Raw genomic sequence first — 20,969 nt, 5'->3', positions numbered from 1 at the left:
TCGCCGATCGTATCGGGCGACCCTACCCGCCCCGCGCTGAACCCATCCTGAAGCGCAACAGCAGGCTTCGTTCATCTGCATGACGGTTTCGTCACGTTGCGGCGGCCGGCCGAACCTGGCCGGCAGGCTGAACAAATTGTGACGCTCGCTCGGGAATGTCTCCACCCGCGAGGGGTTCACACCCATAGGCTTCGGTGTAGGATCGTTGCATTGGAAATTCGGGAGAGATGCATGCGCAAATCCGCGATCAGGTTTTTGATGTTGGCCCTTGTCTCAACAACGCTGGTTGCCGTGCCGGCGATCACAGCGGCCTATGCCGCAGGCGACGACAATCCGTCGCCGCCGGCGTCGAGCAGCAAGAAGGGCAAGAAGAAGAGCGACGACAAGAGTTCAAGCCTGAACGATCCGCGTTTCGTCTCGGGCTATCATACCGCCTACACCACCATCTACGATCGCCATGACTACACGTCCGCCATCGATCAGTTGAAAGCGCTCGGTCACGACGACAACGCCGCCGTCGCCAACCTGATTGGCTACTCCTATCGCAAGCTCGGCGACTACAAGCTCTCGCAGGTCTGGTACGAGCGCGCACTCCAGGCCGATCCGAACCACCTCAAGACCTGGCAGTATTACGGCCTGTGGCAGCTCGAACAGGGCAATCGCGAACAGGCGCAATATCACCTGAACAAGATCGCTTCCCTGGCCGGCACCGACAGCCCGGAATACCGCTCGCTGGCCGAAGCCATGGCAAACCCCCCCGGCACCGGCCTCGTTTACTGATCGCAACGGAATCGAACAAACCGGCGCAGTCCTTGGGGCTGCGCCGGTTTTATTTTGGGCTGCCATGAAATCGGGCATCCCGTTCAGCTTCATTTCATCAGCGCTTCGACCTCGGTCCGAAACGCCCGGCGCGAGGCGTCACGCGAATAGAACATGTGCCCGCCGGGATAGACCACGAGCTTCACCCGCTCCGGTGATGCGTAGGCCGGCAATTGATCGAGCAGGATCTGCGAACCGAAATAGGGTGTCGCGAGATCGAACAGCCCATGCCCGACCAGCAGCTTCAGCTTGGGATCGAGCGCAAGAATCTGGCGCAACTGCGAGATCGACTCCACGGGATTGATGCCGCGGCCGTAATTCCAATCCTTGTTGACCTCCAGGTTGAGCAAGCGATAGGAGCCATCCGGCCGCCAGTTGAGCTTGCGCGTGGTGAGATCGACTACCGCGCTGGTCAGCGGCGCGATCAGGGGTTCGCCGGACGGATCCTCGAAATTAAAGGAGCTCGAATCCGGATCGGGATCGAAGCCCAATACCGACGCGTCGTAGCGTCCCGTCACCTTGCCTGCGCGCCGGTCGAATTCGCGGCGGAATTCGTCGACATCGAAACGCCCGGCGAGCCTGCGGCTCACCGCCTGATCGATCCCGGTCAATGCGGCCACGCGGTCGGCAAGGCGCGTCGTAGCGTCGGTATCCGCCTCGCCCTTGACCAGATCGTTCAGGAAATCGCCGCGCGCATAGTGCTCGACGTCGGCCATATCGGTCCGGGTCACCGGCCCCTTGGCTTCTCGCGCCACCGCAGCCATCGTCGGCAGGCTCGCGACATATTGCAGCAGGCTGGAGCCGGAGAATTCGCGGAAGTCGAGCACAGGAGATATCAGGATGAGGCCCTTCACCCCGACCCCCTGATGCACTTGCAGCTCGCGCACCACCCGCGGCCCGCGGATGCCGCCATAGCTTTCACCGGCGACGAATTTCGGAGACAGCAAGCGGTTCGATTTTTCCAGCCAGCGGCGGATCGTCAGCGCAATCGAACTGACATCGCCTTGGGTCGAGAAAAAGCGCTTGCGTGCGTCTTCATCGGTCACAATGAAACGGCTGTAGCCGGTGCCAACGGGATCGATGAAGACGAGATCGGTGAAATCGAGCCAGGTCTCGGCGTTGGACTCGAGACCGGGCGAGGCGGAGGAGACCGCGGCAGCGCCGGTGATCGGCAGCCGCCACGGCCCGGCATTGCCGAGCTGCTGATAGGCGGAGGCCGCGCCCGGCCCGCCATTGAAAATGAAAGTCACCGGCCGGGTCGCCGGATCGGCGCCATCCAGTTGATAGGCGGTGTAAGCGATGTCGGCCTGCGGCTCGCCCTTGTCGTTGAACAGGCGGATCGAGCCTGCGGTCGCCGAGAAATCCAGCGTGCGCCCCGGAAGCACCACGGTCTGCTTGGTCGTGGAATCCGGCGGCAGGCGATGTTGCTCGGCCGCGGCCAGCGAAGCGGAAACATTGGCGCGCTCGCCTCTTCCCTCAGGCCTCTGGGCCGAAGGCGCCGCGGCGGATGAGGATTCGGACGGCTGCGGCGCATCCTGCGCGCGAGCATTCGCCATAAAAGAAAATGCCACAAGCGCGAGCGCGAAGCGGGTGCTACGGGTAACAATGAAGGCGGCAGCCATATTCATTCCTCTTTCATTCCTCTCCTCGGCCCCGCCCTTTGGCCAGTCCCTTTGGCCAAGTATCAAGCATGGCGGCTTTTAACCGGTTATTCTGCTCAAAATTGCGACAACCGGACGTGACCGGCAAACCCGCAATTTGCGTTAACGCCGATATCGAGGGCCCGCTTGATTCCGATCAAACCGGGCTCCGATCTTCTGTTTTGACGCATTTTCTTCACGCGAAGCGGTAACCACCCCGCTCGAAAGCCCATTCAGGACATTGTACAAACGGTGACATTCTTCTGGCAGGCTGGCTATCTCGACAGGTACAGCCCGGGCCTATAGACGACCCCGGCGCAACCGCCTCCATCCGCGCTAACATGAGCTTGCGATCCCATGACCACGTCCCAGCGATATGACCGGATCGCCTTTGTCGCGAGCGGCAGCGTGGAAGCCCAGCAGGCGCTTGCGGAACTGGAGAAAATCTACGGCAATCATGATTCCGCCGACGCCGACGTCGTGGTGGCGCTCGGCGGCGATGGATTGATGCTGCAAACGCTGCACCGCTACATGCGTTCGGACAAGCCGATCTACGGCATGCATCGCGGCACCGTCGGCTTCCTGATGAACGAGTACAGCACCCACGACCTCCACGCGCGCCTGGCTGCGGCGCGGGAATCGGTGATCCATCCGCTCTTGATGCGCGCCACCGATGTTCACGACCAGGTACACCTGCATCACGCCATCAACGAAGTCGCGCTGTTCCGCCAGACCTATCAGGCGGCGCGCCTGAAGATCCTGATCGATGAGCGCGAACGCATGTCGGAATTGATCGCCGACGGCGTCCTGGTGTCGACGCCCGCGGGGTCGACCGCTTACAATCTCTCTGCGCAGGGGCCGATCCTGCCGATCAACGCGGCGCTGCTGGCGCTGACCCCGATCAGCGCCTTCCGCCCGCGGCGCTGGCGCGGCGCGCTGCTCCCCGACACCGCCTTCGTCGTCATCGAGGTGCTCGAAGGCGACAAACGGCCGGTCGCCGCCGTCGCCGACCACGACGAGGTCCGCGATGTCCGCCGGGTCGAGGTGCTTTCCGACAAGACCATTTCGATGCGGATGCTGTTCGATCCCGGCCACAGCCTGGAAGAGCGGATCCTGAGCGAACAATTCGGCTACTGAACGCCCGCGCTCCCGCTTCTCTCCACTTCAACGCGGCGAGCAAAAAAGACCGATCGCAACCCTTCGTTAACGGTGCGCGGCATATGGTTAACTCGGGGTATATCGGGACGTCCGATACCGGTTTAGAGCCGTGCCATGTTCCGCATCGATTTCAACAAGCTCCGATTTCTCGTGTGCGACGACAATCCGCACATGCGGCGCATTTTGCGCACGCTGCTGCATTCCTTCGGCGCACGCGAGGTCTATGAGGCAGAGGACGGCGCGACCGCGCTCGAAATGTACACCCATTACATTCCCGACATCGTCATCACCGACTGGTCGATGCCGATTTTCGACGGCCTCGAACTTTCGCAGATGATCCGGCAACCGGAGTCCAAGGGCAATCCGTTTGCGCCGATCATCATGCTCACCGCCCATTCCGAGAAGCGCCGCGTCACGGTGGCACGCGATGCCGGCGTGACGGAATTCCTCGCCAAGCCGATCTCGGCCAAGGCGCTCTATCAGCGCATCATGAACGTCGTCGCCAACCCGCGTCCGTTCATCAAGACCAAAACCTATTTCGGCCCGGACCGCCGCCGCAACACCGCCGCCTATATCGGCCCCGAGCGCCGCGTCGGCGGCGAAATGGAAGTGTTGCAGCAGCCGTCATTGCTCGACAAGGCACGTTCCGCGATCTAACGCAGCGCCGAGGAAATTCTGATGGCCAAAAACAAGCCCGCGCCGATCGAGATCAAGGCCTTCGCCGATCATCACGTGATCACTCAGCCCAATCCCCTGCGCAAGGTGCTGCGCCGCATGGCCGAGACCGATCTCGACGATCCGGTCGCGCGCGCGGAAAAGGCCCTGGCCGGGCTCTCCGGCGAGTTCAAGACGTGGATGATCGTCGAAACCGACCGGCTCGCCGCCGCTCACGCCGCGGCCCTCAAGGAGGGCTTTACCAAGGCCACCAGCGAGGAACTGTTTCGCGCGGCTCACGATATCAAGGGCGACGCCGCGACGTTCGGCTACCCGTCCGCCGGCATTGCCGCCGAAAGCCTGTGCCGGATCATCGAGCATGCCCCCGATCTCGGCAAGGTTCCGGCCGAGCTGATCAACCATCACATCAACGCCATCGAGGCGATCGTGCGCGAACGCACCAAGCTCGACACCGTAGCAACCTCCAACGCGTTGAGCCGGAGATTGCGCGGCATCACGGACGAATATCTCACGCACGCCAACCGCGACCGCCCCGAACATCTCGAAGCGATCCTAGCCCCGAGCATCGTGCCGACGGAGTGAGACTGGCGGCGTTTCTCGCCGTTCTCGCTTTCGCAACGACGACGACGAGCGCGTGGAAATCAAGCCGCGATCAAATCATACGGTATCGGCGCAATGGCGTCGTCCGCGACCAGTTCGTCGCAGAACATGCGCGCTTCTTCCCGCGCCGATTCCGTGGCGAAGCGCCGCAACAGGATCAATAACGGCCCGGCCGCCTGCCCGTCGCTCTCGCAATGCGTCAGCACGCGTTCGACCATCTGGCGGCGCAACCTTGCCGCCCCATCGACGGTGTCGACGAAACCGATTTCATGGCTCGCTTCGAGCGCCACGCGGAACGCGGCGAAGGTCGATTCCGGCAAGCCGGCGCGCGACAGCAGCGCCTGCAGGCTGGCACCACTGCGGTCGTGGAGCAGCGCGGAGACGCGGGCCGGCGGCAAGCCGGACAGTTCGGCGAGCGCGTGATCGAACAATTCGAGATTGCCGGACAGCAGCGCCCGCAGGATCCATCCCGCGGTAAGCTGGCCGGTGACGCGCAGATGCTGCACCAGCCCCTGCATGTCGTCGCCGCGCGAAGACGCCGCGATATTCACCGTCGAGCGGTCGCGCGCTTCACTTGCGATCCGGCCCGCCCGGTCGGGGCTCAGCCAATTGCGGGCAACGACGAATTGCGCCAGCGTGTCCGAGAGTTTGGCGACCAGCGCTGCCCGCGTCGCCGCGGGTAGATCTTCCAGCACCAGCATGGCTTCCCTGATCGCGGCGAGTTGGCCGTGACGCTCGACGATGCGGTCCCAGGAAAACGGCGCGAGTTCAGCGTGGGGGTTTTCGATCAGTTCAAGCGCCGCCGAGGCGCTGCCGACTTCCGCAATCGCCGCACCGACCGAGGCCGGAAGATTGATGCGGCGCGCGATCGCGCATTGCATCGCGCTATCGCCGGTCGCGACGATGTCCACCAGATCGGCGTCGATCAGCAGCGGCGAATGTTCGAGGACCGGAATCGCCACCGACGGCTGGTCGGTCGATAGCGCCCGGACGATCGCCGCCGGCGCATCCATGCTGCGCGCGAACACTTCGGCCATCGCCTGACGCACCAGCGGCGAGGTGTCGTCGAGCAGCATCAGCAGCGCGCCTTCGGCGGCGGCCCGATCCTCGGAGGTCAAATCCGAAATGAGCCAGGCCCGGGCCAAGGCCCGTGTAGCCTCGGACCGCTCCCCTGCCGGAGCCGTCCTTACCCAGCTGATAAATTGCCGAACGATCATGCCCCTGCCGGCTTACGCGACTTCAAAAGCGCCGTGATGCAGGCGCCACCGTCAGATAAAATAAACCATGACGCTTAACAAAGCGTTCACCATAACCGGCTGGTTTTATTGACGTTTTATTAAGGGTGCGAGGACGTTTCGAACGGCTTGAACAGGCTCGCCTGCCCTGTATGCCGGATGGCCGGACATCACCGCCTGTTCGATTTCTTTGCCTTCTTCGCTTTCGCGGCGCGCTTGTTTTTTGTCGCAGCCTTCTTCTTTTTCGCAGGCGCCTTCCGTTTGGCCGGCGCTTTCTTTCTCGCCGCGGCTTTCTTCACCGGCTTCTTTTTGACTGACGCCTTCTTTCTCGCCCCCGTCGTTTTCTTCGCCGACGAAGTCTTCCCCGGCGCTGGCCCTCCATCGTCTGCAACAGGTGTTGTGTGTACCGGCACACCAGCTACGGACGACGCAACTGTCATGCCCGCAGCCGGCTGATGCAATCCAAGCCAAAACCGGATTTCGGCCAGATCCTCGCCGGCAAGAAAGCTGTCCTGCCAGGAGTCATTGTCCACGAGGCCGTGCCAGACCTTCGGATCCTGCCGGTGCGCCTCGACATAGGCGTTCCAGCGATAGGCTTGGTAGATCGCGATGATGTTGACCGCATACGCCGCCGCAAGCGGCGCATTGCCTTCGATGATCATCAGGTTGTCGTCATTGGCGGTCGAGGCCTTGTAGCCGAGATTATGCGATCCGGTCATCACCACCGGCTTGTCGCCGAAAGGATCGAGCACGATGACCTTGCTGTGAATGTGAACACCGGCGCCCAGGATTTCCGTGGCCCAGTTGTGAAAGACGTCCTTGATGTTCTTGGGCACCATCGACTCGTAGCCGAGGTGCTGCGGCGGCTGCTTGCCGCCTTTGAACAGCGTGACCGGGGTGCCGGATGACGGATCGAGCGCCGCGTGCGTCGATGGCCCGGCTTTGCCTTTCGACTCCGTGGTGAGATTGGCGATCTCCTGGTTCACGACGCCGCGGATATAAAGCCCGTCGTCGAAATTGGCGGTGCCCTGATGATGCCGGAACAGGATGTTTTGCAGCAGCGTCCATTTCTCTTCCGGCTTTCCCGGCGCGACGAACGCGCCCGGATTGAAGAACAGGAACAGGATGCCCTGTTTCGCGGCGTTGATCAGCTGGCGCGCATAATCGAGATCTTCCCCGACCCTGGTCGGCGCGAACCATTGGGTAATGGCGCCGCCATCGATCTGGAACGTTTTCGCTTTCGAGTTGGCCGCAGCGAGGCTCGGCGGATAGGCATTTCCGGCATCCTTCAACAGATTCCATTCGGCGAGGAAATCCGCCGCCAGATCCGGATCGTCGACGATGATGCCGTTATTGGCCTGCGTGCAGAGCCCGGTCATGGTCCAGTTGGTGCTGCCGGAAAGGACCCGCTGCGGCTTTCCTTTCGCATCGCAGCAGACGACGAATTTGTTGTGCGCAAAATGCCTGCCCGTCACCAGACGGTTATGCAGGTCGACAACACCCTTCAGCTGCGCGCGAACCTGCTTGTTCTCGTCATTGGCTGGCGGCCTGAAGGCGCCGTTCGCCAGTATCAGGTGGCATTTCTGGCCGAGCGCCTTGAGGCGATCCAACAATTCGGGATCGTTGAGTTCATACAGAGCCGCGTAGATCTCGCCATTATTGCTCTTCACCTCGTCGAGCATCGCGAGCAACTGCAGACGCAGAAGCCCGCTCAATTCGTTTCTCAGCGCGTTACCCGGAAGCCCGTCATGCGGAGGCCGGGTATCGGCAATCAGGTCGGCAATCTTTGGATTCTTGCCGAGCGCCCCAAGCGCCCGCGAGACCCACTGCGCCGCCACGATCCCCTTGTTGAAGTAGGCCGACACGTTTGATGTCGCGCGGCCAGAAACCGTCATCGGCGGCGTCAAGGCGCTCGCCGCGGCCGTCGACAATTGCAGATGATCCTTGTCCGGCCCCACCACCGGCACCACCGAATACTGCACGACGTCGCCGGGCGACACGCCGTAGTCCCACCACATGTAGCGCTGGAGCGCGAACTTCCACGGCGCCGCGGCATCGAGCGTGTCGTCGTCGGAAAATCCGACAAAACCGTGCAAATAGTTTTCGGTGCTCTTGGCGTCGTTTTTCAACAGGCGGTGGATCGTGAAGCCCCGGCATTGCGGAATCGGCTTGCCGTCAACGGGCAACCACACAACGCATGTATGATCGCCGTTGTCGTAGACTTTTACATCCATGGACATGGCCAACTCCTGCCGCAGCAGACACAAGCTTGGCCGCGAACCTAGCTATCTATTCAAGGTTGTACAATATTTTGAATACACGCAGCTGTCATAAAGCGGTCTTGAACGGCCGGCTGCGTGTACGGTTCCGATGGAATCAGAACCGTGTCTTTGTCCTTTGTCTTGATGGGTTTTCTTGATGCGAACCGGCGATCGCGAAGGCGGCCGCTTAGCTGCTGAACGTGCCGTTGCGATCGCTGAAGAGATCAAGCGGCTGCGGCGCGCCGACATCGGATGCCGAGGACGAATCGTCGGTCGACGCCGTGGCGCCCCACAATTTCTGAATGGTCGGCGAGACCGGCTGGGTCCGTTCGTCGACCTGGAACAGCGAACGGAAACTCATCCCCGCTGACGAGGAAACATTGGTTGATGCCGATGCGCTCGTGACGGGCGCAGCGGCGTTTGGAAAACTCGACAGATAGGCGGCGTTGTCGATCGCCGCCGCTGGCGGAGCCGCACTGGCGACTGCCGTACTGCCGGGCGTATCGCCGACCGCCGCCATCGCGCTGCGCGTCGTCGACGAATTGGCGGCGGCGGCGTAGCGTGACGTCAGCACCGAATAGACTTCGGAGACGGTGCGCGCGCGCCCGGAGCTGTCGTAAAAGATCGAGCGGTTTGCAGCGGCGGCGTTCGGAAACAATTGCGCGCCCGAAGCCTGCGGGTCGTCTTCCGCACTCGATATCAGCTTCGCGGCGCCGCCGGCGCCCATGAAATGCGCCATATAAAGTTCGGCATCGGTCGGGCGGCGGCCGATCATGCCGGTGAGCTTGAAACTGTTGGATTGCGTCAGGACGCCTGCCATCGCCGAACTGGCGACGGGATCGTCGCGCAGCTTCATGATCTCGTTTCGCGCGGAGGGGTCGCTGACCGAATAGTCGCCGGAGGAGGATTTGTTGATGGCGTCGGCATATTTGCCGTAGCCGAGCAGCGAACCCGCTTCCTTCACGGTGCCGAGCCAGGTCTGCTGGATGAATTGGAACAATCCGCTCGCCGACGAGGTCGAAGCGCTCGCCTGCGGATTGAAGTCGGATTCCATTTTCGCGGTGGTGAGCAGATATTGGAAGCTGGTGCCGGTGGTGTTGGCGGCCTGCTTGATCGCACCGGCAACCCGCGTGCGCGACGGATCGGCCGCAGCCATTGCCGCAGCGTTTGAAGTATCGACAACAGTCATCGGTTGGTGCCCCGCTCCCCGCGAAACGCCCGTGTGTGTTTTGCGAATATGAGGCGCCCTTCTCCCAAAAGGCGCTCACTCCACCGTCACATTGCGGCGATTATGGTTAATGGCAGGTTAATGGGCTTCCTCGCAGATCATTCCGGGAAGCGCCTGTTGGCGCAAGCCAGGAATCCGGAGGTTATGGCGCGAGATTCCGGGTCTGGCGCCGACGCGTCGTCCCGGAATGACGACTGCTATTTGCGATAAACCGTCTTGGGATCGAACAGCCGGTTCGAATCGACGAACGACAATTTCACGCCGCCCTCGCCGTCCGCGACCGCACGGTAGAAACAGGAGCGGCGGCCGGTGTGGCAGGCAGCACCGGTCTGCTCGACGCGGATCCAGACGGCGTCCTGATCGCAATCCATCCGCATCTCGACCACGCGCTGGGTGTGGCCGGAGGTTTCGCCTTTACGCCACAGCGCGTTGCGCGAGCGGCTGAAATACCAGGCGTCGCCGCTTTCGATGGTCTTGCGCAGGGCTTCGTCGTTCATGTGGGCGACCATCAGCACGTCGCCGCTGGCGGCGTCGGTGGCGACGCAGGTCACAAGCCCGGCGGCGTCGAAACGGGGCCGGAACGCCAGCCCCTCTTCGAGGTCATGGATATCGGTCGATGTGGACACGGCAACGGCCTCTCGTAGCGTCAAGCGAGGGGCCGGTCAGCGCTGCGCCGCTCGCACCATGGACAGGAAACGCGACTGCTCCGCCGGATTGTCGCGGAACATGCCGGTAAAGCGGCTGGTGAAGGTCAGTGCCCCGTGCTTGGCAACGCCGCGCACCGACATGCAAGTATGCTCCGCCTCGATCATCACGGCAACGCCGCGGGGCTTCAGGATCTCGTCGATCGCCGCCGCGATCTGGGCGGTGAGATGTTCCTGGGTCTGCAAGCGGCGCGCGAAGATGTCGGTCAGGCGCGCCAGCTTCGACAAGCCCACCACCCGCTCCACCGGCGTATAGGCGATATGCGCCTTGCCATAGAACGGCATCATGTGATGCTCGCATTGCGAGGTGAATTCGATGTCGCGGATCAGCACGAAATCGTCATAGCCCGCTGTCTCGCCAAAGGTGCGGTTGAGAACCTCGGCCGGCGACTGATGATAGCCCTGATAAAGCTCGTCGAAGGCCTCCACCACCCGGCGCGGCGTGTCGAGCAGGCCCTCGCGGCCGGGGTTTTCGCCGATATAGTTCAGCAACGTATGGACGGCCTGTTCGGCTTCCGCGCGCGACGGCCGCGGCTGGTCCGCACGCACGGCGGCGGCGAGGAACTCGGACGGGTCGAGCTCCCCGGGACGACCTTCGGGAATTTTCGATTCCGGCGTCCTCGGATCGGCAGATTTGCCATCCGAAAGCTTGTTGGGGCGGATGGATTTAATCAAAGCGTCCATGTCAACTCCGTTCGACCGGCCTTTGGGACCGGAGTGTCACCGGCAGACGGGGCGGCTTGCCGCCGGACGCCTGAGTACCAAGATATCAAGACCGCAGCGGACCGGCTGGTTTCCATCTCTCAGGCCACTTCGGAAAACGGCCGACTGTATTTTGGCCATTTCCGTCCCTATATAGGACGGCAGGCCGCGCCCGCCAAGGGTGATCGCAGGGGGGCAGCGACCCGCGGCTCCGAGATCCCCCGCGGCTTCGAGACCCAAACTCATGCTGAACGACATCTATAACAAACGCATCATCGAGCTGGCCGGCAATATCCCGCGGCTGGGACGGCTCGCCACCCCCGACGCCAGCGCCACTGCCCATTCCAAACTGTGCGGCTCGACCGTCAAGATCGACCTCAAGATGGACGGGCCCGTCGTCACCGACTTCGCCCATGACGTGAAGGCCTGCGCACTTGGCCAGGCTTCATCGTCGATCATGGCAAGCCATGTCGTCGGCTCGACCGCGAGCGAATTGCGCGAGTTACGCGAGACCGTTCGCAAGATGCTGAAGGAAAACGGCGCGCCGCCGCAAGGCAAATGGGCCGACATCGCCTTTCTGGAACCGGTGCGCGACTACAAGGCGCGGCACGCCTCGACCATGCTGACCTTCGATGCCGTGGTCGATGCGATCGGCCAGATCGAAGCCAAAAATGGGAATAAGGGTGGGGATAAGGGCGCAGACAAGGCCGAAGCGAAACAGCCGGCCGCCGCCCAAGGCTAAAAAGAAGGCGGCTGAGAAGGTGCCATCATTCCGGGGCGCGCGTTCGCGCGAACCCGGTGTCCCTCGGCATCCTCTCTGGATTCCGGGTTTGCTCGCGCTGGCGAGCTCCCGGAATGACGAGTTCATATTCTACGGCTGACCGCCGCTACTTCGCCGGGCCCGCCGCCGCGACGCCGCCGGTCGGCACGATCGCTTCCGCCGTCTTGGTTGACTTCACGGCAGACGAAACACTCTCGGCCTGCGCCGCACCGCCGGCGAAGCGATCCTGGACCTGCTTGGCTGAAAGCTCGGCGACGGGCGCCGTGACTTCGGCTGGCGGCAGCACCTCGGCCACCGCGTCGGTGGTGACGAGATTGGTCAGCCGCAATTCTTCCGGCGACAATTCATGCAGATCTTCCCACGGCGGCACGCTGAGCGCCAGCGACAGCAGATCGCCTGCTCCGCCCATATCGAAAGTGTATTTGGCGAGCCGGCCGACGTCACGTTCGACGATCATCAAATCCTGCGCGGAATAGCTCGCCGCCTTGGCGTCGTCGGCGCGGTCGCCCATCCAGATCTGATGCACCCTGACATGCGCCCCCTCGGGCACGTAGCGCGTCTTGCCCGACAGCAGCAGGAACACGCACATCGACTCGCAATAGGCGTCGGGCATGATGCTTCCACGCTCGCCTTGGGCGGTGTGATCGAGAACGCTGGTTCCGACCGTCGTCAACAGGCCGAGACCGCGCCAGCGCCGCCCAAGCGCGATGGCATCGTTGACCGAACCGCCGCTGGAATCCAGCACCAGCGTCGCGCCGGCAAGATGGCGTCCACGCGCGAAGTCGTCGAACTCCTTGGGACTGTCCTGGGTCACGATGCCGACCGCGCTGATCCAGCCGCGGCAATGGGGCTCGCAGGCGACCCAGCTAAAACGCATCGGCAGCTTTCGCTCCTCGGGCGCAACGCCGGCTTGCGCGGAATGACCTGGTGTCGCGGCAACACCGTACAGTGCGATCGAAAGCGCCATGGCGCCGAACAGCGCCCAGCCTCGAATGTTAAGCGACCTCACGAGCGTCAATTTGGTTCCTTTCCGCAAACCCCTATATCGGGGTGGCGACGGTCCCGCTCACGCCAGCTTATTTCGTCACGCTGACGTCATTAAAAACGTATCGGGACGATTCCTGATCGTCCATAGGGACTTGCTGCAACGCCGCGTAAAACATGCGATTTTCCTTAAAATGTGGCGTAAAAACATAATCCTGCCGGTTCCGTGATTGGGAACCACGCACATCCCTGTGTACAATTTCGGCAAGCCGCGCATGAAGCACGCATTCTTTCATTCGTCCCGCCGTTCTTCCTGCGACTGCGCCAACACAGCGCGGCGGCTGCCGCGCAATGGCGGACGCGCGCTGATCTGGATCTACCGGCACAGCCTGTCGCCGCTGGTCGGCTACAATTGCCGTCATCTGCCGACCTGCTCGGTCTATGCCGACGAGGCGATCGCGCGCTTCGGCTTGTGGGGCGGCGGATGGATGACGCTGGCGCGGCTGCTGCGCTGCCAGCCCTGGGGCACCTCGGGCATCGACAACGTGCCGTCGGCAAGGCCTGACGGCGCAAGATGGTATCTGCCCTGGCGGTTCGGACGCTGGTGCGGCGTCAACGCGCCCGATTCCGATTGAATTAGAATCCTTTGGTCATTTGTCTTGAAGCGCTTTCTTGAAGCGGCGCGGCATGCACCGCAATAGCTGCGCTTAAGCTAAATCCGTGGCGACGCCGGGAACTACCGTTTGCGTTTCGCATTGATCCCGCGCTTCCATTCGGGAGGGCCAAACAATGCGCTGGAAAATCAGCCGCCACGGTCATGATCCCCGCCAGATCGACCTGATCGCCATCTGCGTCCTGATCGTCGTCATCGTCGCCGCGTACCGGTTTTACGTCCGCGATCCCGAGCCGCCGAACCATGCGGATTTCATCGTCCCGAGCCAAAGCGTTCGCTGGTAAGGCGGATTGGCCCGACCGTACCGGTTCTGATTCAATCAGAACCGATTCCTGCTCTTAGAATTTCGGTATCTTCTCCGCGAAGCCGTTGTAGCAGGCCAGCCGCTCGTCTTCCTCCTTGGTGAAACGGCAATCCGCGACACGGTCCGCGGCCTTTGCCTTCGGGTTCGGCCTGGGCGCGAAAACCGCATCGTAGCAATCCAGGCGGCCCTTCGTCCCGTCGTCAATCTCGAGACAGGCCTGAAGCTTGCCCGCAATCGACGTCGGTTTGGCCGGCGCAGGCGCGCCGTGCGGCTTCACCTGGACCAGCGGCTTTCCCCCGATCGTCGGCGGCGGGCTGTTCTGGGCCATGGCAGTGGCCGAATAGAGGACCGCGACAAGCGCCAGCATTCGTCTCATGTAATCTCACCCCATTGTTGTCCGGCATGCGACCTTGTTCGCATCACCGTCAAAAGCGCCAGCGCGACAAACCCCATCGCCACATAGCCGGCGCCATATAACAAACCGCGCGCGTATAACACACCGCCGATGGCCGAACCAATGGCCTGCCCGATATAGAGCACCGACGTGTTGAGCGCGACGGAAGCCGACGCCAGCGGCGGCGCCGCGGCGACTAGACGGGCCTGCTGCATCGAGTTTGTGGAGGCAAAACCCAATCCCCAGACCGCGACCGATCCGGCCATCAGCGGATAGATACCCGCGCTGAGCGCCCACCCGGTCAGGCCTGTCAGCAGCAGGGCCGTGAACAGCAGCGAGGTTTTGTAAGTCCCCCAGGAATCGACGATCCGGGTCGCGACCGCCATTCCGATGAAGCCGAACACGCCATAGAGCGCGAACACCAGCCCGATCGCGTCAGGGCCAGCCTGCGTCAGCCTGCCCAGCAGCGGCCCCATGAACGTGAACACCACGAACTGACCGGCCATCTGTAAGGTCGTGATCAGCAGCAACAGCACGATCAGCTGGTTGCGCCCGATATCGGTCCACGTCTTCAGGTCCACGGGCGCGCCGAGCAGCCCCCGCGGCAGACGCCAGGCCAGAACGAGGCAACTTAAACAGCCGACCAGGCCAATGCCGCCATAGGCCGCGCGAAAGCCGTAGCGGCTGGCGATGAACGTAACCAGGGGCAGACAGAGCGCGACCGCGATCGACCATCCGAGAAAGACATAGGCGATGGTGCTGCCGCGCTTTTGCGCGGGCACGATCAGGGCGGCGGCGCCGGCCGCCTGCGGCGTATACAACGCGCCGATCGCCAGCATGACCAGGCGGATCACCAAGAGCGCCGTGAAATCGGGCGCGAAGGCCGAGGCGATGTTGCCGAGCGCGAACACCGCGAGCGTTCCCGCAAGCAGCGTGCGGCGCTCGATGCGGCTGGTCAGCCACGCCGTCAGCGGCGAGCCGATGCACAGAACCACGGCGCCGAAGGTCAGGAGCAGCGCCGCGACGCGGACGCTGACGTCGAGGCCCGCCGACAATTCGTTCAGCATTCCCGCCGGCGCGAAAACTGACGTGCCGGTGACGATATTCCCGAACATCAGGGCGGTGGGGGCGTAGCCGCGGGCAACGGAGACCTTTTCCATGCAAATGCATCTATAGCAACCCCGCACCGAAGGAAAGGTCCGGCGGCACGGCCCCCGATTTTGTCGGGACAGGTTGATTGCGTTGCCCGAATCGCCTGCTATATCCCTGCTTTCCGCTTACCTGCGCTCGTTCGCAGGAGTGAGCTTCAGGAGACACGCATGACCGACGACCACAAATCCGAATCCGGATTCCAATACAGCATCACCAATTTGAGACCAGCCGAGACGCCGCTGAAAATCACCCTCACCTTTCCGGACGGCGCCAGCCGCGAATACGCCAGGGACATCACCGGGCTCGATATCGCCAAGGGCATCTCGCCCTCGCTCGCCAAGCGCACCGTGGCGATGGCGCTGGACGGCGTCGTCGCGGACCTCGGCGATCCCATCACCCATGACGCCAAAATCGAGTTCATCAACCGCGACGACGCCCGTGCGCTGGAATTGATCCGCCATGACGCGGCCCATGTGTTGGCCGAAGCGGTGCAGTCGCTGTGGCCGGGCACCCAGGTCACGATCGGCCCCGTGATCGAGAACGGCTTCTATTACGATTTCTTCCGCAACGAGCCGTTCACGCCGGAAGACTTCGCTGCGATCGAAAAGAAGATGCGCGAGATCATTGCGCGCGATAAGCCGTTTACCAAGGAAGTCTGGAGCCGCGAACAGACCAAACAGGTGTTCCGCGACAAGGGCGAGAACTTCAAGGTCGAACTGGTCGACGCCATTCCCGGCGACGAGCCGATCAAGATCTATTTCCAGGGCGACTGGTTCGATCTGTGCCGCGGCCCGCACATGACCTCGACCGGCAAGATCGGCAACGCGTTCAAGCTGATGAAGGTGGCGGGCGCCTATTGGCGCGGCGACAGCAACAATCCGATGCTGACGCGCATTTACGGCACCGCCTTCGCCAAGCAGGAAGAGCTCGACGCCTACCTGAAGCAGATCGAGGAGGCCGAGAAGCGCGACCACCGCAAGCTCGGCCGCGAGCTCGACCTGTTTCATTTCCAGGAGGAAGGCCCCGGCGTGGTGTTCTGGCACCCCAAGGGCTGGACCATCTTCCAGGCGCTGATCGCCTATATGCGCCGCCGACTGTCGGGCGATTACAGCGAGGTCAACGCGCCGCAGATCCTCGACAAGGTGCTGTGGGAGACCTCGGGCCATTGGGACTGGTACCGCGAGAACATGTTCGCGGCGCAATCCGCCGGCGACGAGGCCGAGGACAAGCGCTGGTTCGCGCTAAAACCGATGAACTGCCCGGGCCACGTCCAGATCTTCAAGCACGGTCTGAAGAGCTATCGCGATCTGCCGCTGCGGCTGGCGGAATTCGGCGTCGTCCACCGCTACGAGCCGTCCGGCGCGATGCATGGCCTGATGCGCGTGCGCGGCTTCACCCAGGACGACGCCCATGTGTTCTGCACCGAGGCGCAGCTCGCCGAGGAATGCCTGAAGATCAACGAGCTGATCCTGTCGACCTATGCCGATTTCGGCTTTACCGGCGATCTCACGGTGAAGCTGTCGACCCGGCCCGAAAAGCGCGTCGGTACCGACGAGATGTGGGACCATGCCGAGCGCGTGATGGCGACGGTGCTGTCGCAGATCGAGGCGCAAGGCGATGGCCACCGCATCAAGACCGCAATCAATCCGGGCGAAGGCGCATTCTACGGGCCGAAGTTCGAATATGTGCTGCGCGACGCCATCGGCCGCGACTGGCAATGCGGCACCACGCAGGTCGACTTCAATTTACCGGAGCGGTTCGGCGCGTTCTACATCGATGCCGACGGCTCGAAAAAGGCGCCGGTCATGGTGCATCGCGCGATCTGCGGCTCGATGGAGCGCTTCATCGGCATCCTGATCGAGCACTTCGCCGGCAATTTCCCGCTCTGGCTGGCGCCGGTGCAGGCCGTCGTCACCACCATCACCTCGGAAGGCGACGAATACGCCAAGGTGGTCGCGGCCGCGGCGCGGCGCGCGGGCTTGCGCGTCGAACTCGACCTGCGCAACGAGAAGATCAACTACAAGGTCCGCGAGCATTCGCTGGCGAAGATCCCGGCGCTTCTGGTGGTCGGCAAGAAGGAGGCCGAGACGCATTCGGTCTCGGTGCGCCGGCTCGGCAGCGATGGCCAAAAGGTGATGTCGACCGAGGCCGCGCTGGCGGCACTGGTCGAGGAAGCCACGCCGCCGGATGTGAAGCGGGCTCAGGCGGCGGACTGACCATTCATAATCGGTCTAAACCGGCTTCCGATCGCCCGTTCGCGCCCTATCTGCTTTGGCAGGCTGCTTGGCAGCATGATGTAGGAAAATGACCGTGCCCGATGCCATCGAACTCCTTAAAGCCCGCCGCTCCGTCAAGCCGCGCGAGATGAGCGGCCCCGGCCCCTCGCCCGCCGAACTCGAAACCATTCTCACCATCGGCGCGCGGGTGCCGGACCACGGCAAACTGACGCCGTGGCGCTTCATCGTGTTCGAAGGCGACGCCCGGGCCCGCGCCGGCGAAATCATCGCCAAGGTGTTCGCGCGGAAAAATCCGGGCGCGCCGACCGCGGATGTCGAAGCCGAAAAGCGCCGGTTGATGGAGGCGCCGCTGGTGATCGGCGTGGTCAGTTTCACCAGGCCGCACCCCAAGGTGCCGGCGTGGGAACAGGAATTATCCGCCGGCGCCAGCGCGATGAACATCGTCACCGCAGCGACCGCGCTCGGCTACGGCGCCAACTGGCTGACCGGCTGGTTCGCCTTCGACCGCGACGTGCTGGACGGGCTGGGATTGAAGGCGGACGAAAAGCTGGCGGGCCTCATCCATATCGGAACGCCTTCAAAACCGAGCGAGGACCGTCCCCGCCCTGATCTCACCGATATCGTGACGCGGTTTTGAGAGTTCTCAGTCGCTGCCATTGCCGGGCTTGACCCGACAATCCATCAAAAAAATCTTTCAAGATCGATGCCGGATCAAATCCGGGCATGACGAAGCGCGTCACGCGGCCTGCGACGCACGCCGGCCGAATTTGAACAGCAGTTGCTGGATTTCGCTCGCCGGCCTGGCGGCGCTGAACAGATAGCCCTGCACCTGGTTGCAGCCCTCGGCTCGCAGCCAGTCGAGCTGGTCGATGGTTTCGACGCCTTCGGCTGTCGTCGTGATGTTGAGGCTGCGGCCGAGGCCCGAAATCGCCCGCACGATCGCAACGCAATCGGGACGCTGCACCAGATCCTTCACGAACGAACGGTCGATCTTGATCTTGTCGAACGGAAAGCTTCTGAGATAGCTGAGGCTGGAATAGCCGGTGCCGAAATCGTCCAGTGAGATGCTGATGCCGAGTTGGCGCAATTGATGCAAGATGGCGAGATTGGCCTCGGTCTCCGCCAGGAAGATCGACTCGGTGATTTCGAGCTCGAGCCGCGTCGGCGACAGGCCCGATTGCGCCAGCGCCGAGATCACCATCTGCACGAGGTTGCGGCTGCGGAACTGGACCGGCGACAGATTGACGGCGATCTTGATGTCCGCGGGCCACTTCGCGGCCTCGGCGCAGGCTTCCCGCAACACCCATTCGCCGAGCGCCACGATCAGCCCGATATCCTCGGCGACGGGCACGAATTCCGCCGGCGAGATCATGCCCTTCTCGGGATGGCGCCAGCGCAACAACGCTTCAAATCCGTTGATCCGGTCGGAGGCGATATCCACCAGCGGCTGGTAATGCAGCTCGAACTCGCCATTGGCGAAAGCGCGGCGCAGGTCCAGTTCCAGGTCGCGGCGCTTCTGCGCCTGCAAATCCATTTCCTTTTCGAAGAAGCGATGAACGCCGCCGCCCTCCTCCTTGGCGCTGTACAGCGCCATATCGGCGTTGCGCATCAGTTCCTCGCTGGTGTCGCCGTCATCGGGTGAAAGCGCGACGCCGATGCTGGCGCCGATCACCACTTCCATCTCGTCGATGCCGTAGGCCGCGCTCAGGACCTTGATCAACCTGACTGCATAGTCGCCGGTCTCGCTCATCGTCATGTCCGACGCCAGGATGACGGCGAATTCGTCGCCGCCGAGCCGCGCAACCAGATTGTCGTCACGCGCCTCCGACCGCAGCCGGTCCGCCACCATCGTCAGCAGGCGGTCGCCTATGGGATGGCCGAATGAATCGTTGACGTTCTTGAACAGATCGAGATCGACATACAGCACCGCCACATGCTTGTTGCCGGACCCGGCCTGCTCCAGCGCCTTCTTCAGATGCTCCTGAAATAGCGCCCGGTTCGGCAGATTGGTCAGACCGTCATGATGCGCCATGTGGGCGATCCGGGCCTCGGCCCGGCGCCGCTCGGTGATGTCGACAACGGCGACCAGAAAAGCCTCGCGGCCGCCGAACGCGACGCGGCGCCCATAGGTCAGCACCTCGATCTCGCTGCCATTGGCCTTGATGTGTCGCCAATTGCGGCTGTTGTAGTGCGTATCGCCAATCTGCTGCACCGCCTGGGAATGGCTCGACCATTCATCCTGCGGCCAGATCTCCCGCAGCGTCATCGACAGGAATTTATCGCGGCTGTATCCGTAGTGCTGAACTGCGGCGTCATTGACGTTGAGGAAGCGCATCGTTTCGGCGTCGAACACCCACATCGGCATCGGATTGTTGTCGAACAACAGGCGAAACGAAGCCTCGCGCTGCTTGAGCGCGGTGACATCGGTGACGGTCAGCGACAGGATGTCGCCGAACGCGGTCACCCCGAGCTTCAGGTTGCGGTCGTCGCTGTCGACCTCGAACTGATCGCCATTTCCGTTTTCGACGACGCCGAGCAGCCTCCCGGTCACTTCCGGCAGGCACAGAAGATTGCCGCCGTCGCTGAGCCTGCGCCAGAGCAGTCCGGCAGCCGGCACCTTGAGCAGACGGCAGGCACCCTGATTGTGGTGAACAATCTGGAAGTCGAACGGCCGCCCGCCCGCATCGCGGAGCGTCGCAAGCGAAAGCACGCCGTCATCCGTTTGCGCGAAAATCGCGTCCAGCAGATTGTACTGGGCGCTGCGCTCGTTGACATAGGCGCCGATCAGCGTGCCGCCCCAGCGCGAAGAGGTCGGCAAGGCCAGGATATCGTAGGCCTGCACGATGCCGTCGCGCACGCAATGCGCCACGGCGAGATGGGGACGGCGCTTCTCCAGGGCGTTGGCCGCGGCCTCGCCGAGCGCGGTCGCGCAATCCGGCGACAGCGCCGTCAGGGGAATGTCCCAGCGGTCGTCGTTCAGCCATTTCTGGGCGTAGCGTCCGGTGCGCGACACCCCGAATGTTTTATTATCAAGTGTTTCGTTGTCGTGCTTCAAAAGGACGATGTGGTCCGCCAGCCGGCCAAGGCTCCCGAGCATCACATCTTCGTAGCTGGGCAATCTTCCGTCCGGCCGCAATGCGGCCTGCCATTTGCGCTGCAGGATCGAAATATCATTGAACATTTCGGAACTGACTTTTCCGGATGTTTCCTTGGCCGCAATCATGACGCCCCGCAACGCGTACACCAGATCATGATCCGGCTGGATTGAATCGGATCGTGATCTCGTCTCTCTGGTTCGATCATGATCTTTCGGAAAGCCGCTTTGCGCCTTGCGCTGGCGCGGCCCTCAAGGTCCGGATCATGTTCCAGTCCCCGCTTTATCCAACGCAGGCGGGCTTAATGCGGTGTAAAAATCACAGGTC

Annotated in this window: 19 protein-coding genes; 9 read left to right on the top strand and 10 right to left on the bottom strand. The window is 62.7% G+C overall.

The genetic code is table 11. The features are described 5' to 3' along the window. The first annotated feature begins 231 nt into the window (after nucleotides 1–231). Nucleotides 232–780 (top strand): tetratricopeptide repeat protein, encoded by a 549-nt coding sequence (locus tag HB630_RS05145; protein ID WP_213770469.1) that lies wholly within the window; start codon nucleotides 232–234, stop codon nucleotides 778–780. Between the two features lie 89 nt (nucleotides 781–869). Here HB630_RS05145 and HB630_RS05140 read toward each other — a convergent pair whose 3' ends face one another. Then, nucleotides 870–2,375 (bottom strand): peptidase S10, encoded by a 1,506-nt coding sequence (locus HB630_RS05140; RefSeq protein WP_249780696.1) that lies wholly within the window; start codon nucleotides 2,373–2,375, stop codon nucleotides 870–872. Between the two features lie 441 nt (nucleotides 2,376–2,816). Between HB630_RS05140 and HB630_RS05135 the strand changes: the two genes are divergently transcribed. From HB630_RS05135 to HB630_RS05125, 3 genes are all read left to right on the top strand, one after another. Further along, nucleotides 2,817–3,596, top strand: a complete 780-nt coding sequence (locus tag HB630_RS05135) for an NAD kinase (protein ID WP_213770468.1) — start codon at nucleotides 2,817–2,819, stop codon at nucleotides 3,594–3,596. A gap of 135 nt (nucleotides 3,597–3,731) precedes the next feature. Beyond that, on the top strand, nucleotides 3,732–4,274 hold the full coding sequence (locus HB630_RS05130) for a response regulator (protein WP_213770466.1): 543 nt from the start codon (nucleotides 3,732–3,734) through the stop codon (nucleotides 4,272–4,274). Nucleotides 4,275–4,295: 21 nt separating this feature from the next. Further along, complete coding sequence (locus tag HB630_RS05125) at nucleotides 4,296–4,874, top strand: Hpt domain-containing protein (protein WP_213770464.1); 579 nt, start codon at nucleotides 4,296–4,298, stop codon at nucleotides 4,872–4,874. 59 nt (nucleotides 4,875–4,933) lie between these two features. On the opposite strand, the gene HB630_RS05120 is transcribed toward HB630_RS05125, so the two are convergent. From HB630_RS05120 to folE, 5 genes are all read right to left on the bottom strand, one after another. Then, on the bottom strand, nucleotides 4,934–6,109 hold the full coding sequence (locus HB630_RS05120) for a DUF2336 domain-containing protein (RefSeq protein ID WP_213770463.1): 1,176 nt from the start codon (nucleotides 6,107–6,109) through the stop codon (nucleotides 4,934–4,936). A 188-nt stretch (nucleotides 6,110–6,297) separates the two neighbouring features. After that, nucleotides 6,298–8,367 (bottom strand): phospholipase D-like domain-containing protein, encoded by a 2,070-nt coding sequence (locus HB630_RS05115; protein WP_213770462.1) that lies wholly within the window; start codon nucleotides 8,365–8,367, stop codon nucleotides 6,298–6,300. A 208-nt stretch (nucleotides 8,368–8,575) separates the two neighbouring features. Then, nucleotides 8,576–9,577, bottom strand: a complete 1,002-nt coding sequence (locus tag HB630_RS05110; RefSeq protein WP_213770461.1) for a transglycosylase SLT domain-containing protein — start codon at nucleotides 9,575–9,577, stop codon at nucleotides 8,576–8,578. Between the two features lie 236 nt (nucleotides 9,578–9,813). Beyond that, nucleotides 9,814–10,242, bottom strand: a complete 429-nt coding sequence (gene hisI / locus HB630_RS05105) for a phosphoribosyl-AMP cyclohydrolase (RefSeq protein ID WP_213770460.1) — start codon at nucleotides 10,240–10,242, stop codon at nucleotides 9,814–9,816. A gap of 36 nt (nucleotides 10,243–10,278) precedes the next feature. Next, entirely contained in the window at nucleotides 10,279–11,004 is a 726-nt protein-coding gene (gene folE, locus HB630_RS05100; protein WP_213770459.1) for a GTP cyclohydrolase I FolE, read from the bottom strand. Nucleotides 11,005–11,266: 262 nt separating this feature from the next. Between folE and HB630_RS05095 the strand changes: the two genes are divergently transcribed. Continuing rightward, the gene (locus HB630_RS05095) at nucleotides 11,267–11,764 is read left to right on the top strand and encodes an iron-sulfur cluster assembly scaffold protein (RefSeq protein ID WP_213770458.1); all 498 of its coding nucleotides are present in this window, start codon (nucleotides 11,267–11,269) and stop codon (nucleotides 11,762–11,764) included. Nucleotides 11,765–11,909: 145 nt separating this feature from the next. Here the strand turns inward: HB630_RS05095 and HB630_RS05090 are convergent, their stop codons facing one another. After that, nucleotides 11,910–12,821, bottom strand: coding sequence for a hypothetical protein (locus tag HB630_RS05090; protein WP_213770456.1), 912 nt, complete (start codon nucleotides 12,819–12,821; stop codon nucleotides 11,910–11,912). A gap of 241 nt (nucleotides 12,822–13,062) precedes the next feature. Here HB630_RS05090 and yidD point away from each other — a divergent pair, with 241 nt between their 5' ends. Both yidD and HB630_RS05080 read left to right on the top strand, forming a co-directional pair. Then, nucleotides 13,063–13,422: a membrane protein insertion efficiency factor YidD gene (gene yidD, locus HB630_RS05085; RefSeq protein ID WP_213770455.1), complete on the top strand. Its 360-nt coding sequence runs from the start codon at nucleotides 13,063–13,065 to the stop codon at nucleotides 13,420–13,422. 154 nt (nucleotides 13,423–13,576) lie between these two features. Next, nucleotides 13,577–13,744, top strand: coding sequence for a hypothetical protein (locus HB630_RS05080; RefSeq protein WP_213770453.1), 168 nt, complete (start codon nucleotides 13,577–13,579; stop codon nucleotides 13,742–13,744). A gap of 54 nt (nucleotides 13,745–13,798) precedes the next feature. Here the strand turns inward: HB630_RS05080 and HB630_RS05075 are convergent, their stop codons facing one another. Together HB630_RS05075 and HB630_RS05070 are read right to left on the bottom strand one after the other, a co-directional pair. Next, nucleotides 13,799–14,140 (bottom strand): hypothetical protein, encoded by a 342-nt coding sequence (locus HB630_RS05075; RefSeq protein WP_213770451.1) that lies wholly within the window; start codon nucleotides 14,138–14,140, stop codon nucleotides 13,799–13,801. Next, nucleotides 14,137–15,318, bottom strand: coding sequence for an MFS transporter (locus HB630_RS05070; RefSeq protein WP_249780639.1), 1,182 nt, complete (start codon nucleotides 15,316–15,318; stop codon nucleotides 14,137–14,139). Before HB630_RS05070 ends, HB630_RS05075 begins: the two co-directional genes overlap by 4 nt. A gap of 159 nt (nucleotides 15,319–15,477) precedes the next feature. Between HB630_RS05070 and thrS the strand changes: the two genes are divergently transcribed. Together thrS and HB630_RS05060 are read left to right on the top strand one after the other, a co-directional pair. Next, nucleotides 15,478–17,526: a threonine--tRNA ligase gene (thrS, locus tag HB630_RS05065; protein WP_213770449.1), complete on the top strand. Its 2,049-nt coding sequence runs from the start codon at nucleotides 15,478–15,480 to the stop codon at nucleotides 17,524–17,526. A 94-nt stretch (nucleotides 17,527–17,620) separates the two neighbouring features. Next, nucleotides 17,621–18,184, top strand: coding sequence for a nitroreductase family protein (locus HB630_RS05060; protein WP_213770765.1), 564 nt, complete (start codon nucleotides 17,621–17,623; stop codon nucleotides 18,182–18,184). A gap of 99 nt (nucleotides 18,185–18,283) precedes the next feature. On the opposite strand, the gene HB630_RS05055 is transcribed toward HB630_RS05060, so the two are convergent. Continuing rightward, on the bottom strand, nucleotides 18,284–20,770 hold the full coding sequence (locus tag HB630_RS05055; protein WP_213770764.1) for an EAL domain-containing protein: 2,487 nt from the start codon (nucleotides 20,768–20,770) through the stop codon (nucleotides 18,284–18,286). Nucleotides 20,771–20,969: the final 199 nt, after the last annotated feature.

The sequence above is a fragment of the Bradyrhizobium sp. dw_78 genome, from assembly GCF_018449525.1.
Taxonomy (GTDB): Bacteria; Pseudomonadota; Alphaproteobacteria; order Rhizobiales; family Xanthobacteraceae; genus Bradyrhizobium.
The sequence above is the reverse complement of the archived record's forward strand: the minus strand, read 5'-3'. Positions and strand labels throughout refer to the sequence as shown.